Here is a 15622-nt window from a genome sequence, read left to right as displayed (position 1 = left end):
TGCCTATTGCCTGTTCTCTTCGTCATCGGTGCCATTTTGATTTGCTTCTTCAGGTACTTCGACTTTATAGATGTTCACCCAAGTAATCCGCAGCCGGTCCGTTTCCGCGACTTCGAAAATATACCGCTTCACATCAACCCTTGCGCCTTTTACCGGATTGCCTTCCAGCTTCTTGAACAACCAGCCGCCAACAGAGTCTACCTCTTCATCCTCGACGGTAATATCAAGGAGCGGCTTAAGCTCTTCTAGCAGCACGCGTCCGGCAACGGAAACATATTGGCCTTTATCCTCGATATCGGGACGCTCATTGTCGAATTCATCCTGAATCTCCCCGACAATCTCTTCCAGTATCTCTTCAATGGTCAGAAGTCCGGCCGTTCCCCCATATTCATCAATCACAATGGCCAGTTGGGAATGCTTCTTCTGCATCAACTTCAGCACGCGGCTTATTTCCATGGATTCCGGAACCGTCAGAATCGGACGGACGATTTCCCGGAGATCAACTTCCAGAAGCTTGTTCGACGGCAGCGTGAGCAGATCCGTAATATGGACGAAACCGATTATCTGATCCTTTTCCTCTACCGCAACCGGGTAACGGGTATGCTTGGTTTTGTAGACGACTTCCATGTTCTCCTGCATCGAGACATCCGTATACAGGCATTCCATATCCGTTCGCGGCAGCATGACTTCCCGGGCCAGCCGGTCGGAAAACTCAAAGATATTATCGAACAGCACGAGTTCATCCTTGTTGATATGGCCACTCTTCGCGCTTTGGTTCATCAAGATGCGGATCTCTTCTTCCGTGTGGGCTTCATGCTCGCTGCCCGGCTCCACGCCAAAAAGGCGGAGCAATCCGTTTGCTGCAGAATTGAGCAACCAGATAATCGGCTTGAAGATTTTGGTAAAAACGATCAAAGGACCGGACAGCCAGAGCGATGCGCCTTCCGCTTTTTGAATAGCCAGATTTTTCGGTGCCTGCTCGCCCAATACAATATGAAGAAACGTAATGGTACAGAACGTCAAAATAAAAGAAAGCACCGTACTTAAGGTGTCGTTCTGGATATGCAGCCGTTCCAGCATCGGCTCGAAGATCAGCCGTCCCAACGCCGGTTCGCCTACGTAACCGATGGCCAGAGAGGCAAGGGTAATGCCCAACTGGGTTGCCGAAAGATACGTGTCCAGTTGTTTGGTAACGGCCATCGCATATTTGGCCTTGCTCTTTCCTTCATTGATCAGTTCCTGAATGCGGGTTTGACGGATTTTAACCAGAGCAAACTCCGCCGCGACAAAGATGCCGTTTAGCAAGACAAGGAACAAGACCAAGGCTAAATAAAGTGCGATTTTCCCAAAATCAAAAGATTCCATCCATGTTCTCCCGGTTTCGACGTTTAGCGGCCGAATCGACCAACAAATTTAGCTATTATTTTAGTTTACCCCATCTGATCTTGAAAAGAAACAAACGGCGATTTCTCTGCATTCATGCCGCTTAGAGTCGCAGGGGTTCCACATACTTCGACAATCGTAAGAAAGAGTCGATTGGACAAGTCCACCTCATAAGGGGCAGAGAGCGGCAAGCCATCTGCATCTGATAAAATCCGTACGACGGGCCTATGGGGAACATTGGCGTTCAAATCGACTACGACGCCAGACTCGCCACTACTGAGCTTGACTTCCATGCCGATGGGATAAATGGCGATTTTATCGCGGAATAAAATCAGTTTGTCCAGATCGAACAGCTTATCCGCACCCATATACAAAATTTCGATCGCTTGATGCGGCAGCATCGCCGCCCGGTAAGGACGCTCCCGAGTTAGCGCATCGTATACGTCCACCATCCCTACAAAACGGGCATAATCGTGAATTTCGCCGCTTGCCAGTTGGCGCGGATAGCCGCTGCCATCAAGCCGCTCATGGTGCTGAAGTGCACAATGAGCGGACAGAAGCGGGATATTCGGCTCTTGGCGAAGAATATCGAAACCGATGAGCGTGTGCCTTTTCACTTCAGCGAATTCATCCTCTGTCAGCTTTCCGGGTTTCTTCAAAAGGGAGAGAGGGATTTTCGTCTTGCCGATGTCGTGCAGCAAAGCACCCAGCCCCAAGGTATGCAGTTCATCCCGGTTGTAGCCGGATTTCATGCCGAGAAGCGTCGTGTAGATGCACACGTCAAGGGAATGCTGATACAGATAGTGTTCCGTAAGCTGCATATCCCCAAGCATGATCATGGCGTTCCCCGTTTGACTGAGATCACTGATCAAAAGATCCATCAGCTTGCGCATGTCGCTCCCCAGCTCATACCGGGAAAACATCCTCGTCTTCACCGATTCCGACATCAGCCGGCGGAAGTGGGTGCGGATCAATCGAGTCGCTTCCTGCCGCACCTCTGGACTGAGCATATCGGGGATATCGACGTCTTCCGTACGCTCATCCATGATGTACAAGAACGGGACCTGGTGATCCTTCAATCTGGAAAGAAGCGTTTCCCCCAGTTCAACCCCCGTACCCAGCAGGACTCGTCCCTCTTCGTCCAGAATCGGTTTGGCTAACCTCATTCCAGGCTTGCATGTATGCAGAGATAATAGGCGCATCTGATTCACTCACTCTTTTTCTACGAATAGAACCGAAAAGCGTTTCCGGTGTCAGAAGATCGGATTAAAAAACCAGAACGAGCAAGACGATAGCGGCAAGAACAAACCGGTAATAGGAAAAATAGGTAAGCTTCATTTTTGAGACCAGCTTGATAAAGGTCGCCACAGCCAGAAGGGCAACGATAAAGGAAACGACAAAACCTGTTGCGAACGGGATCAAATCGTCCCGGGTAAAGACCGAAAAGTTTTTCAACAGGTCATACCCTGTTGCTGCTGCCATAAGCGGAATCGCCATCAGGAAGGTGAAATCCGCAGATGCTCCGCGAGTTGCACCTGAAAGCATACCGGCGGCGATAGTCGATCCGGATCGGCTGAAGCCCGGCCACAGCGATAAAATTTGAGCGATCCCGACATAGAAGGACTGCTTGTACGTCATATCATCCATGGACTTCGCTTTTGCCGGCGGGTTCCATTTTTCACCGACGATCATAAAGATACCCCCGACTACAAGACCGATGACAACCGTCTCCGGCATGAAGAGTTCCTTAATGTAATCACGGAAAATAAACCCGACCAGCCCGGCTGGAACAATCCCGATAAGGATATGCAGCAGGTTCAGGCTTCTTCCACTTTCGCTTACCGGCGCATTCTTGTCCTTGATGCCAAAGAGACGCAGCACTTTTCTCCAATAGAGCACGAAAACAGATAGAATTGCACCCAACTGAATAACGATCTCAAAGGTATCGGCTTTTTCTCCGGTGAAGTTGATGGCATTCCCTACGAGTATCATGTGTCCCGTCGAGGAGACCGGCAAAAATTCCGTCAACCCTTCAATAATCCCGATGACAATAGATTTCCATAATTCCAGCATGATTTCCCTCCAATTATATTAAGTTTAACCGAAGTTACATTTTCAATAGTTCAACTTCATGTTATCGAACGTTCTCTGTTTATCTGTTGCCAACGGTCCAGCCGCAGGCTATTCCTTACCGAGCTATCTTTTTGCAATTCAGTAGCCATTAAATCTCTAATAAACTCTGGTAGAAAAAACTGCGTGGCGCTGCCTCGGGCTAACGTCGTATATCCGATGATAAACGTAAACATGTCGATGGTACCCACCCGGTAAAGCCTGTCCGGTTCCAGGGGTTCCCCATTGACGGCAAGATGGAGGATTTTTTGATACGGTTTCCCTTCAGGGTCGAATTGCACCTGCATACCATCAACCGAGAGGCCTCCCAGCATATATCCGCGAAAGCCGTAACCGGTGATTCGCTTTAAATAAAACTCAGGAAGGAGCGACTCCTCCAGCGCTTGGCGAATATCCTCTCCGCTCAGCAAAGTGAGGCAAGGATTGATGGGAGAAGGACACATCCGGTGCAGCGCCTCTTTTGTCACGACTCCTGGAAGCAGGCTCTCCAGAATCTGCCCGGAATTGACGAGCCCGATCTCCGCGCCAGTATGGCGCTTTAACCCTGCTGCCAATAAATTGCCGAGCGCCGACTCACTCTGCCAATCGACAGGCAACGCATGATCCAACCGGCACACGGGGGCATGGAGAACATCATCGCTCAAGCGCTTTTGCTGACGAATGATCGTCTCCGTACCGGGATCAGGCGCAGCGTCTAAACAAGGATAACAGGTTCCGTCGACTCCCGCCAGTTGCCGAGTACCCGTTTCGTAGCTCAGCTCCACCACTCCTACATACTTGCCGAATTTTCCGGCTGCGAACAAATAGGTGTTGCCGATCTGCTCCGGCTTTTCCAGCAAATGATGGGTGTGCCCGCCGATGATCACATCAATTCCGGGAATACTCTCCGCCAACTTTCGGTCATTTTGAATGCCTAGATGGGAGAGAACTACCCGTACATCCGTATGCGGCAGCAGTTCATGAATAGTGCACGCCACCGCCTCGAAAGGATCCGTAGCCTCCCAGCCAATCAGCCGATAAAATTGCGTGAAGGCTGCCGTCACCCCAATAAAGCCGATGCGCAAACCTCCTTTTTCCACAATGGCGTAGGGCTTCAGCCAGGGGGGAGGAGCCCCAGTATCCGTCAAGGATAAATTAGCACAGAGTGCGCGAAACTTTCCCCCGGAGTAGGCATCTGCCAGTTCGGAAGGAAGCAAAGTGAGACCTTCGTTGTTGCCCGGTACGGCGAAATCATATCCCGCAGCGTTCATGATCGCCACGTTGGCCGCTCCCATCGTCCCCTCTGAAATGGCGTTAGCCCGGTCGATATGATCGCCGATATCCACGGTGACGATATCCGCGCCTTTCCGTTCCGCCCGGAGGCGATTCAGCATTCCAGCGATCTGCGGCATTTCCTCAAAATGACTATGTATGTCGTTGGTATGCAGGATGAAGACTTTTTTCAATCGATCGCTCACGGTTTGCCCTCCTTCTTGCTCTCCGGAGCCATATCTCTTTTTATTATAATGAAAAATAATGCAAATGGACACCCGGACGCCTAATTATGAAACGGCAGCTCTTTGATTAGACTATTCAAAAGTTGATAAAGAAACGACACCGAACATGGAATTGCCAATCTGACCCTTTGTTGTTATTATAAATTTATAATGGAAAATGAATGGCAGGTGAGCGCTTTGCGTGTACATATTATGGACTTGCGTCACAGTGATGTCGTCCTAACCGATACTTTTAACACCTATGGTTTGCTCGTTTTATCCGCAGGTTCCAGTCTGGATGAAGAATCCATCTCTAAGCTATTTCAGCACAGTATCGATTATGTAGATATAGCCGTACGTAGAACCGAGCTTTCGACAGTTGGCGCGACTGCTATTGAGAATCCCGGAAAGGTACTGACGGAAGTACTTAACTCCGCTGTCTACAGTACGAAAGAGCTCTACACGCAAGCTGCCGAACGCGGAGAAATCGATGTGCAAACCGTTGATTCGGTCATTTCGCCAATGATGGATCAATTTCGCAAGCAAATTGATATCGCTTCCATCCTGTTAAACATAAGCGACAATGATGATTACACTTACCGTCACAGTGTTCAGGTAGGCATCATCTCCTATTACATAGCGAAATGGATGGGTAAGAATGCAGAGGAGTGCGCTCTTGCCAGTAAAGCCGGTTACCTTCACGATATTGGAAAATGCAAAATCCCCCCGGAAATATTAAATAAACAAACTCCCCTAACAAACGATGAATTTGCCGAAATACGCAAACACCCTATTTACGGGTTTGATATCATTAACGATTCCGTCGGCAATCCGCATCTGTCTCTGCCTGCTCTGCAGCATCACGAGCGCTTCAATGGTTCAGGATATCCTTACGGCATCAAGGAGCAGGATATGCATCCTCTCTCCAAAATCGTTGCCATCGCCGACATCTATAGTGCCTGTATTTCCAATCGGGTATACGGCGAGCAAAAAGACCTCCTAAACGTGCTATACGAGCTGTACCAGATGAGCTTCGGCCAGACCGACCCGTACATCACGCAGATCTTCATCCGCAATATGCTCCCGAATTTAATCGGCAAGAAGGTCGTTCTGAATAACGGCGATATGGGCAAAATCGTCATGACCAACCCCAGCGACAGCTTCCGCCCGCTGGTTCAGGTCGACCAGCGCTTCATCGACCTTGCGCAAACCAATGACATTCGCATCGAACGGATCGTTTCTGCGTCCTAGTTTTGGACAAGCAAAAGCCAGCCCTGCACGACGGACTTCATCCCAATGGGTAGACACACCTAACATTGGGGGTGCTCACGTGCGGAGGCTGGCTTTTTTTCGCGTGCGGCTAAGGCTACTGATGCTTGATCTCCCAGTCAAGCTGAGCTTTGTATCGCAGGTGGCCTAACTCGGATGGGGTCAGAGCAGTGTTTGAACCCTCGTCTGTATGGATGAGAACGAGCTTGGAGGCGGCATCCCAATTTACCGTTCCGCCCAGGGACTCCGCCGCAAACCGTGTGGGAATATATGTGCGGTTGTTGATTAGTTTAGCGGGAACATCAAGCTTATACGATTTGCCGTTGATATACGCCGTCATGCTGCCGATGGTCAATTCCAGCTTTGTGGCTCCTTTGACGGCGGTCACCTTTTTGGTTTTGGCGTCCCAGGTAACTTTAGCCCCCAACTTCTCCAACAAGCTGCGGAAAGGGACTAATGTTCGCCCATTCTGCTCCACTAGATCATCCTGCAGGGACAAGAGCTCTCCATTTACTGCTACGGCAGCAGGATAAAGGAGTTTTCCAGGAGGTGCCACAATATCGACTAACCAGTCGCTTGGTTCGGGGATGGGACGGGTCTCCAAATCCCCTGATACATTGACCCACTGGCCGGTATTCGCCTGTATTCGGGGAGCATAGCGGAAACCGTACAAGACCGTTTCAGGTTTTACAACCGTATGATAGAACAACCTTGCTTCTCCGCCCGTACCTGTTGTTCGGTAACCGAGCTCTATGTCCATATAAGATAACATATAATCACGGGCTATCGCTTCGGGGAACTTAGGCTTACTCTTCACTTCCGAAGGGCAGGGGATATCTGACTTATCAAAAACACCGCTCACCGCATCCATCGGATACGGAACTTGCAGACCATATTGGGGTTCTTTTATCATGTCCCCTAGAGATAGGCAAGTTTTAATCCTTTTATAAAAAAGAGCGGCGGCTTCCTGCTTCGATATGATTTTGGCGGGCGTATCGAACTTTGTTTTCTTCCAATGGATTTCATATCCGCGAATCTCGCCTGTTCCTTTATCGACATTGACTAGAAACGTATCTTCGTGGAATCGGACCCCTTTATAGGCCTGGTCAAAACGCAGATAATACATCTCATACGGCTCATGGCGAGCGATATCCCAAGTCACCGGGTATGGATCAACCATCCAATCGGCTTGAAAGGCCTGATTTTTCGTTTCGATGAAAGCTTGTGCCGTCTTCAATGCCGTAGCGGAATCCACATTTATGGGACCATCAAATTCATGCGGGAAATGCGTCGATGCCATGCCACTTCACTTCATCAAAAGCAACCAGTTCACCGTCCGGTAAAAATGTCGCCTGTCCAGTATGAAGTTTGGTCCCGTACCCATACTTATCCCGATCCGGAGTCTCAAATTTCACAATCCATCGGCTGTCTTTATCCGTCGGTTTGACCGCCTCCACGACATTGGCATCCCCCGGAATCAAATTCAGCTCCTTCGCCCGCTCAATAGCCTGATCTTCCGCTGTAATCGCTAAGGCTGAAGCTGCAGCATGAACCGGTTTCAACGCAGTAAACGTTGAACCTATCCCCACACTGACAGCCAGTGCCGCGCAAATCATCATCTTAAAAAGCCTACTTCTTCTTGCAATGAGATTATCCGTCATTTTGTTCGGCATAGGAGTCCCTTTCGCCTTCAATTTTTTTCCATATGCTAGTTAGACGACTGCCTAGAGCAAAAAGTTACGCAAAAAAAGCGAGCCTCGACAATGCGAAACTCGCCCGACCAATAATTATTCTTACTAATCCTTACGAATAAAAGAAAGCAAGCCAACCGTAACCAAAATGCACAGTGTTCCCAACCATTCGAACAAACCGAAGGAAACGTGCAGCCAAAAGACGGATAGCAATGCGGCGGACAAAGGCTCAACCGAAGCGAAGATGCTTGCTTCCGCCCCCGAAATATACTTCGTGCTTTCCAGATAGCATAAAAACGCGATGATCGTACCGAACAAGATGACAAAAAGAACCGAAATTCCCGACATCCATGACCAATCGCCCGAGACAACCCAAACGGGATGAACGAAGCTGAAACCGACACCCCCGATAAGCATCCCCCAACCGACGATGATCAACGAGCCCCATTTCATCAACAGCTTGTGTGGCTGAAGGGTATAGAATGCGGCAGCGAACGCCGATGCGATGCCCCAAAACAGCGTCCATCCGGATATGGACAACTGGGTAAAGCTGCCGCCTGTAACGAGCAAAAAGGTACCGAGCACCGCCAGCGCAACCGAAATACCGATCATCAGGGATGGGAGTTTTTTCAGGCGGATACATAGTAACCCTGTTATCAACACCGGTGACAAATATTGCAGCACTGTGGCGGTCGCTGCGTTTCCATGGTCAATCGCCGCAAAATAGGTGTACTGCACCCCCAACATGCCGAGAATTCCGAATACGAGAATCGATATGCGGCTCGACTTGTCGCTCCATAAGGATAAGACGCGCTTCCCTTCCCGTCGAAAGGCATACGTCAGAATGATGATTCCCGATGCGAGCAAACGCACGACGGTAAGCCATTCCGCGCTGAACCCATGGCGTTGAAAAAGCGACTGCGCCACTGTCCCGGATATCCCCCACAGTGCGGAGCCAAAAAGCGCCAGCGCCACGCCTCTCGTTCTTGCCCGTTGAAATCCTAACTGCCTTACTTCCAACCCCATGGCTCCTCCGCATCCCTGACATGTAGGAACGTCATATATTGGATTGACTATACACCAGAAGACGCAGCTTGAAAATAAAAAAGGAGAGCAAAAACGATTGCTCCCCATCATGACTACTCTAATCGACTAAAAAGACGGCTAATCTTCCAATCTCCAAATATTTTTATCCATCCGAAATGGCAAACAAGATAATGCGCCGAAAAATCCGATTACAAGAAATAACAGAGCTGCTCCGGATCCTTTTCCTGCTCCAAACAGCGTGACCCACATACTGTCCAATGATTGCACGGCCATAAACGGTTCAAACACCTTATCTACTAAAATACCGCCGCACAAATACCCCAAAGGAATCGTGAAAAACTGCAAGGTATTCCTTACCGAATAGACACGCCCCTGCATCTCAATAGGGATCTTTGAGCGGAATAGGACATCCATATTGGCACTCATAACAGGGATGAACACCCATCCGAGAATTACACCCAGACACCACACCGGCGTGCTTCTGCCGAAAGCCAGGATAAAGTTTTCAGTGCTCATGGAAAAAAGCAAGGAATTGCAAATAACTCGAACTCGGCTTTTGGGCGGTGGCAGGATCGTGACGAGTATGCTTCCGAGCATTGTTGCTAACCCGGTAACGGTGTTAACCATGCCAAGAGCCAACTCTCCGCCACCAACCCGTGAAAGCATCATGGCCGGCAGGGCAGCATTGTAGATCGAGGCAGTAAAATTAATAACCGCCAAAAAAAGGATCAGATCCAGAATCCCACGGTTGTCTCTGAGATACCGCAAACCGCTTTTAGCGGACTGCAATATCGTTTCGCTTCCAGTGCTGTCTCGTTCTGCGACTTTCGGGATTTTGACAAAGCCTAATAACGCCGTAAACGCGGTGGCAAATGTAATCAAATCAAACAGGATGACAACCCGAATGTTTGTAAAAGAAAGCATTGCCGTGGCAAGCACAGGAGTTAATACGGTAACCAACGAATTGGAGAAGGACCGCATTCCGCTGACCTTCTGATAGTGCTTTTGCGGAGCCAACAGGCTGATGGCTACATCCGACGCCGGCTGCTGTACAGTATTCATCAGTCCATTCAAGGAGTTGATCAAATACAGATGCCAAATCTGGAGTTTACCCGTTGTTAGTAAAATAAGCACCGACACGGTACAAAGTGCCGCAAAGCTGTCGCTGAGCAACATGGTGATTTTCTTGTTCCAGCGATCGCTCAGTGCACCTGCGAAGATACTCAGCAGAACATAAGAGGCATAGGAACAGATGGCCAATAATGAAGTGGTCAGCGCCGATCCTTGCTGTTGGTAACTCCAGATCACCAGTGCAAAGCTTGTCATTGAACTACCAAGTGCCGAAAATGACTGGGTTATCCATAAAATCAGGAAATCTCGAAGCTCCCGGAAGTTATCTTTTATATTCTTTATCATGACTTTGCTCCTCTTTCAAATAAAATCTTAACGATTTATTGAAAGTGCAAAGCCGAACGGACGAATGCAATCCGCTCCGTGCAGTTCGTCCGGTTCAGACCTTGCACGGAGCCATGTCAATGCAGAGCTTCATTCCTATTCTCCCTCTAAAATTTTAAGTTTTGATTTTCATTTTACCATAAATATTGGAATGATGATTTACGCAAGCCGTCAAAATGACAAACCCCCCCGCTAACGAGCGGAGGGTCCATTTCATAGCAATTAACTTTCTTAAGTGTCACGCGAAATCCGACCTTACTTCACATAATGACAAATATCGAGGATCACTTGTCCCGCTTCATCCTTCTCCGTAAACCGTGGGCAGACGTACCGTTCGAAAAACCACCAAGCGCCATCTGCGGCTTGCGATATTTCATAGCCCGCTTTGCCAAGACGCTCGGCACAGAGGTGTTCCTTGCCGTAAATGTCGGGTTCCGTTCCACGCAGCCAGCAAACCCCCAGCTTGTCTTCCGGTTTATCGATAAAACCGTAACCATCAGGAACAACGGCATCCTGGGGCAAAAACATGCCGATCCAATATTCGAAAGGCTCATTTTCCTTCCATCGCATCAAGCCGACATAGGCATCGGCATCTTCATAAGCACCTCTGAATTCGTCATCCACTAGAGCTTCCAGCGGCTTAAAGCGGTCGGCAGCGAACCAACTTCCCCATTGCTCTCCGAAACCGCCATTTACTCTGTCCTCATCACCATACTTCATCCCGATAAAACGCGAACTGGGCATGAGCTGAACATAATCCCTCGTAATTTCGGTCATATAGGCCTCCTACAATAGATAATGATATGTAAAATAGTAATAGAATTCCCAAATCTTAGCCATTTTCATTATGGAACACACGTTCCCAACTTGTCAATAGCTGTAAAAAACACTACATCAATTCGATGACCTAAGAAAACAAGAAGAAACATTAATCCCTTCTTACTAATCCCTAAAAAACCCTACTGAACTACTGATGCCTATTCGAAAAAACGGAACCTAGAAATCCGACCAATGAGTAAGCATGAACGAAATCTTTGTTGAAGACAACCGCTGATACCTACCTTTCCATTACCAAAAAAAATGAAGGAGACGAACTTAAAAAGTTCGCCTCCTACACTAAAATTTAATTTTTAAACGGTTCGAAATCGGCACAAACGATTTCAGCCGCGGTATTAAAACTACCGAACTCTTACTGCAATAAGGGTTTCAGGAAATTACCCGATGCTGCCTTCCATTTCGAACTTGATCAACCGGTTCATCTCGACGGCGTATTCCATCGGTAGTTCCTTCGTGAAGGGTTCGATGAAGCCCATAACGATCATTTGCGTCGCTTCTGCTTCTGAAAGGCCACGGCTCATCAGGTAGAAAAGCTGATCTTCCGACACCTTCGAAACCGTCGCTTCATGCTCCAGCGTGACGTTGTCGTTCATGATCTCGTTGTATGGAATGGTATCGGAGGTGGACTCCTTATCCATGATCAGCGTGTCGCACTTGACGTTGGACTTGGCGCCATGGGCATTGCGACCGAAGGAAGCGAGACCACGGTAGGTGACCTTGCCGCCATGCTTGCTGATGGATTTGGATATGATGGTGGAGGTGGTTTCCGGCGCCAGGTGAATCATCTTCGCACCGGCGTCCTGATGCTGGCCCTTGCCGGCAACAGCGATGGAAAGCACGCTGCCCTTGGCTCCGCGGCCTTTCAAAACAACCGCCGGATATTTCATGGTCAGCTTGGAGCCGATGTTGCCATCCACCCATTCCATGGTGGCATTTTCTTCAGCAACGGCGCGTTTCGTGACCAGGTTGTAAATGTTCGGCGCCCAGTTTTGAATGGTGGTGTAGCGGGCCCGGGAGTTTTTCAAGCAGATAATCTCGACCACGGCGCTATGCAGCGAGTTGGTGCTGTAGATCGGCGCCGTACAGCCTTCTACGTAGTGAACAAAGCTGTCTTCGTCGGTGATGATCAGCGTCCGTTCGAATTGTCCCATGTTCTCGGAGTTGATGCGGAAGTACGCTTGCAGCGGAACCTCGCATTTCACGCCCTTCGGTACATAGATGAAGCTTCCACCGGACCATACCGCACTGTTCAAGGCTGCGAATTTGTTGTCCGTCGGCGGCACGATGGTGCCGAAATATTTCTTGAACAGCTCCGGATATTCGCGCAGCGCCGTATCCGTATCGGTGAAGATAACCCCTTGCTTCTTCAAATCTTCCTGCATGTTGTGGTAAACGACTTCCGATTCGTATTGGGCGGATACACCGGCCAGGAACTTTTGCTCCGCTTCGGGAATGCCCAGTTTATCGAAGGTTTCCTTAATTTCCGAAGGCACTTCTTCCCAGGTTTTCCCTTGGGCTTCCGCCGGTTTTACGTAGTACTGGATATCGTTAAAATCCAAATCGTCCAGATTGCCGCCCCAACGGGGAAGAGGCATTTTGAAAAATTGTTCCAGAGACTTCAACCGAAACTCCAGCATCCAGTCCGGTTCGCCCTTCATGCGGGAAATCTCCGTCACGATTTCCGGAGTCAGGCCTTTGCCGGATTGAAAAACGGCTTTGTGCTCGTCGCGAAAACCGTATTTGTACTCGCCGATTTCTGGCATATTCTTCGCCATCGTATTCCCCTCCATCTTGTATTAGGATTCGTGCATTTGATTCATATGAAAATGAGTCCGTCTTACTCCTCGTTTTTCTTCTCGATGCCCTTCTTCATCGCATTCCATGCCAATGTGGCGCATTTGATGCGGGCAGGGAACTTGTTGACTCCGGAAAGGGCTTCAATGTCTTCATAATCAAAATCCACTTCTTCGCCCTTCATCATACAGGAAAAATTCTCTGCCATATTCATGGCATCCGTAAGGCTCTTTCCCTTTACCGCATCGGTCATCATCGATGCGGACGACAGGCTGATGGAACAGCCTTCCCCTTGGAATTTGGCATCCTTGACGACCCCGTCTTCCACCTTCATCTGCAGGGTGATCCGGTCGCCGCAAGATGGATTGTTCAAGGCGACCGTCACGGCTTCGCCATCCTCAAAGGTGCCACGGTTCCGGGGGTTTTTGTAATGATCCATAATGACTCTACGGTACAAATCATCCAATTGCATGGCCGAAGTACTCCTTTGTTTGAAGTAAGGCGGCAACCAACCGGTCTACGTCTTCTTCCGTATTGTAAAGATAAAAGCTCGCACGGGCGGTGGCCGTTACATTCAGCCAGCGCATAAGCGGTTGGCAGCAGTGATGGCCGGCGCGAACCGCGACGCCCTGAGAGTCCAGCACAGTCGCCACATCGTGCGGATGAACGTCGCCCAGATTAAAAGTAACCAGTCCGGAGCGATTTTTCTGCGGCCCGTAAATCGTTAACCCGTCGACTTGGGATAAACGGTCCATCGCATAACCGACAATCTCTTTCTCATGGCGCTCGATTTCATCCATGCCGATCTGGCTCAGAAAATCGATAGCGGCTCCTAGCCCGACAGCCCCGGCGATAATGGGGGTGCCTCCCTCAAACCGGTAAGGAATCTCTTTCCAAGTAGACTCGTAAAGTCCGATGTGATCAATCATTTCCCCGCCGAACTCCACCGGCTCCATCTTTTCCAATAGCTCTTTCTTGCCGTACAAAGCGCCAATCCCCGTAGGACCGCACATTTTGTGGCCGGAAAAAGCATAGAAGTCACAGTTCAGATCCTGTACATCCACTTTTTGATGGGGTGTGCTTTGGGCGCCGTCCACCAAAATTTTTGCTCCGTGGCGATGGGCGATTTCAGCGATTTGCTTCACCGGATTGACGACGGCCATTACGTTGGAAACGTAAGTGACAGCTACCATCTTGGTCCGGTCCGTAATCGTGTTTTCGACATCTTCCAGGGTGATCGTGCCGTCAGGCTGCAGCGGAATGTATTTCAGCGTGGCGCCGGTTGCTTTCGCCGCCTGCTGCCACGGGATGAGATTGCTGTGGTGCTCGAGAGGCGTAATGACGATTTCATCGCCATCACCGCAAACGGACCTTGCATAGCTAGCGGCAACCAGATTGATCGCCGTCGTTGTGCCCCGTGTAAAAATAATTTGCTCCGGGCTTTCTGCATTCAGGAACCGGGCAACCTTCTCCCGCGCCCCTTCGTAATCATCCGTCGCCCTCGCACCCAAGGTGTGTACACCCCGATGTACGTTGGCATTATCTTGCATATAGTAATCCCTCACCGCATCCAACACCTGAACGGGTTTTTGCGATGAAGCCGCGCTGTCTAGATAAACGAGCGGATGTCCGTTTACTTCCTGGTGCAGGATCGGGAATAAGTCGCGGATTTCCTTGGCATTCATTGTCCCAACTTCCTTTCCACCAGTCGGCGGAATTGCTCTTCAACTGCAGGAATAGGAATTTCCGCAACCACTGGCGCCAAGAAGCCGTAGATGATGAGGCGTTCCGCTTCCACTTTGGAAATCCCCCGAGACATCAGATAATAAATCTGCTCCGGACTTACTTGGCCGACGCTGGCAGCGTGTCCCGCCTTCACGTCATCTTCGTCGATGAGCAGGATCGGATTGGCGTCGCCGCGTGCAGTTGGGCTCAGCATCATGACTTTCTCCGTTTGCTGGCCGTTGGCTCCGGTTGCGCCTTTTTCAATCTTCGTAATCGCGTTGACGATGGCCGTGGAATCCTCGCGCATAACAGCACGGGTCAGCATATCAGATTCGGTCATTTTGCCGAAATGGATATTGCGAGCCGTCAGGTTGAGCTTTTGCTCCCCGCTGCCCACACATATAACTTTTATGTCGGAGGAAGAGCCCTTGCCCTTCAAAATGGTCGTGGTATCCGACAGCCCGTTGCCATCGTTCATTTCTCCAACGATCCATTCGATGCGGGCATCCTGCTCAAGAATGGCCCGACGGTAAGAGAGATCCACCGTATCTTTATCCAGATGATGCACCGTTGCGTAACGGATACTAGCGCCCGGAGCGGCAAACACTTCGGCTACGGCGTTCAGTACCAGCGAGCCTTCGGCATGGGCGGATTCGAAATTGTCTACATAAGTTACCGAGCTGCCTTCTTCCGCCACGATGAGGATGTGGGGGGCGATGCCGGCTTTCTTGTTGTCGGATAAGAACAGCGCCTGAAGCGGAGCCTGTACCGCGACGTTTTTCGGAACGTATAGGAACACTCCGCCGTTCCAAGAGC

General features: G+C 49.8%; 14 protein-coding genes. 1 reads left to right on the top strand and 13 read right to left on the bottom strand.

What is annotated here, in order from left to right:
• Positions 1-3: 3 nt before the first annotated feature.
• From TJ79_RS22380 to TJ79_RS22365, 4 genes are all read right to left on the bottom strand, one after another.
• Positions 4-1365 (bottom strand): hemolysin family protein, encoded by a 1362-nt coding sequence (locus tag TJ79_RS22380; RefSeq protein ID WP_040952578.1) that lies wholly within the window; start codon positions 1363-1365, stop codon positions 4-6.
• Positions 1366-1430: 65 nt separating this feature from the next.
• Positions 1431-2549, bottom strand: coding sequence for an HD-GYP domain-containing protein (locus TJ79_RS22375; protein WP_238323108.1), 1119 nt, complete (start codon positions 2547-2549; stop codon positions 1431-1433).
• A 100-nt stretch (positions 2550-2649) separates the two neighbouring features.
• On the bottom strand, positions 2650-3456 hold the full coding sequence (locus tag TJ79_RS22370) for an undecaprenyl-diphosphate phosphatase (protein WP_040952577.1): 807 nt from the start codon (positions 3454-3456) through the stop codon (positions 2650-2652).
• Positions 3457-3512: 56 nt separating this feature from the next.
• A complete protein-coding gene (locus tag TJ79_RS22365; RefSeq protein ID WP_040952576.1) occupies positions 3513-4970 on the bottom strand; it encodes a bifunctional metallophosphatase/5'-nucleotidase in 1458 nt (485 codons plus the stop codon).
• Positions 4971-5159: 189 nt separating this feature from the next.
• On the opposite strand from TJ79_RS22365, the gene TJ79_RS22360 reads away from it, so the two are divergent.
• Positions 5160-6239 carry an HD-GYP domain-containing protein gene (locus TJ79_RS22360; protein WP_081757091.1) on the top strand — a complete coding sequence of 360 codons (1080 nt, stop codon included), beginning with the start codon at positions 5160-5162 and terminating at the stop codon, positions 6237-6239.
• 115 nt (positions 6240-6354) lie between these two features.
• Here TJ79_RS22360 and TJ79_RS26905 read toward each other — a convergent pair whose 3' ends face one another.
• The 9 genes from TJ79_RS26905 to sufD all read right to left on the bottom strand — a co-directional run.
• Entirely contained in the window at positions 6355-7512 is a 1158-nt protein-coding gene (locus TJ79_RS26905; protein ID WP_238323107.1) for a copper amine oxidase N-terminal domain-containing protein, read from the bottom strand.
• 19 nt (positions 7513-7531) lie between these two features.
• Positions 7532-7930: a hypothetical protein gene (locus TJ79_RS22350; protein ID WP_040952574.1), complete on the bottom strand. Its 399-nt coding sequence runs from the start codon at positions 7928-7930 to the stop codon at positions 7532-7534.
• A 123-nt stretch (positions 7931-8053) separates the two neighbouring features.
• Positions 8054-8974 (bottom strand): EamA family transporter, encoded by a 921-nt coding sequence (locus TJ79_RS22345; RefSeq protein ID WP_040952573.1) that lies wholly within the window; start codon positions 8972-8974, stop codon positions 8054-8056.
• A gap of 138 nt (positions 8975-9112) precedes the next feature.
• Positions 9113-10411 (bottom strand): MFS transporter, encoded by a 1299-nt coding sequence (locus TJ79_RS22340; protein WP_040952572.1) that lies wholly within the window; start codon positions 10409-10411, stop codon positions 9113-9115.
• Positions 10412-10705: 294 nt separating this feature from the next.
• The gene (locus tag TJ79_RS22335) at positions 10706-11227 is read right to left on the bottom strand and encodes a hypothetical protein (RefSeq protein WP_040952571.1); all 522 of its coding nucleotides are present in this window, start codon (positions 11225-11227) and stop codon (positions 10706-10708) included.
• A 437-nt stretch (positions 11228-11664) separates the two neighbouring features.
• Entirely contained in the window at positions 11665-13062 is a 1398-nt protein-coding gene (gene sufB, locus TJ79_RS22330) for a Fe-S cluster assembly protein SufB (protein WP_040952570.1), read from the bottom strand.
• Positions 13063-13124: 62 nt separating this feature from the next.
• Positions 13125-13553 carry a Fe-S cluster assembly sulfur transfer protein SufU gene (gene sufU, locus TJ79_RS22325; RefSeq protein ID WP_040952569.1) on the bottom strand — a complete coding sequence of 143 codons (429 nt, stop codon included), beginning with the start codon at positions 13551-13553 and terminating at the stop codon, positions 13125-13127.
• Complete coding sequence (locus tag TJ79_RS22320; RefSeq protein WP_040952568.1) at positions 13540-14766, bottom strand: cysteine desulfurase; 1227 nt, start codon at positions 14764-14766, stop codon at positions 13540-13542. The genes sufU and TJ79_RS22320 overlap by 14 nt, the downstream gene beginning before the upstream one ends.
• The coding region (gene sufD, locus TJ79_RS22315) for a Fe-S cluster assembly protein SufD (RefSeq protein WP_040952567.1) at positions 14763-15622 on the bottom strand (860 nt) is incomplete at its 5' end. The genes sufD and TJ79_RS22320, both read right to left, overlap by 4 nt.

This window comes from Gorillibacterium massiliense, from assembly GCF_000455485.1.
In the GTDB taxonomy this organism is placed as follows: Bacteria; Bacillota; Bacilli; order Paenibacillales; family NBRC-103111; genus Gorillibacterium; species Gorillibacterium massiliense.
The sequence above is the reverse complement of the archived record's forward strand: the minus strand, read 5'-3'. Positions and strand labels throughout refer to the sequence as shown.

Coding starts and splice junctions, on each gene's coding strand:
- sufU (WP_040952569.1), bottom strand. CDS start 13,553: ATGCAATTGGATGATTTGTACCGTAGAGTCATTATGGATCATTACAAA.
- TJ79_RS22370 (WP_040952577.1), bottom strand. CDS start 3,456: ATGCTGGAATTATGGAAATCTATTGTCATCGGGATTATTGAAGGGTTG.
- sufB (WP_040952570.1), bottom strand. CDS start 13,062: ATGGCGAAGAATATGCCAGAAATCGGCGAGTACAAATACGGTTTTCGC.
- TJ79_RS22350 (WP_040952574.1), bottom strand. CDS start 7,930: ATGCCGAACAAAATGACGGATAATCTCATTGCAAGAAGAAGTAGGCTT.
- TJ79_RS22375 (WP_238323108.1), bottom strand. CDS start 2,549: ATGAGGTTAGCCAAACCGATTCTGGACGAAGAGGGACGAGTCCTGCTG.
- TJ79_RS22380 (WP_040952578.1), bottom strand. CDS start 1,365: ATGGAATCTTTTGATTTTGGGAAAATCGCACTTTATTTAGCCTTGGTC.
- TJ79_RS22345 (WP_040952573.1), bottom strand. CDS start 8,974: ATGGGGTTGGAAGTAAGGCAGTTAGGATTTCAACGGGCAAGAACGAGA.
- TJ79_RS22340 (WP_040952572.1), bottom strand. CDS start 10,411: ATGATAAAGAATATAAAAGATAACTTCCGGGAGCTTCGAGATTTCCTG.
- TJ79_RS22320 (WP_040952568.1), bottom strand. CDS start 14,766: ATGAATGCCAAGGAAATCCGCGACTTATTCCCGATCCTGCACCAGGAA.
- TJ79_RS22335 (WP_040952571.1), bottom strand. CDS start 11,227: ATGACCGAAATTACGAGGGATTATGTTCAGCTCATGCCCAGTTCGCGT.
- TJ79_RS22360 (WP_081757091.1), top strand. CDS start 5,160: ATGGAAAATGAATGGCAGGTGAGCGCTTTGCGTGTACATATTATGGAC.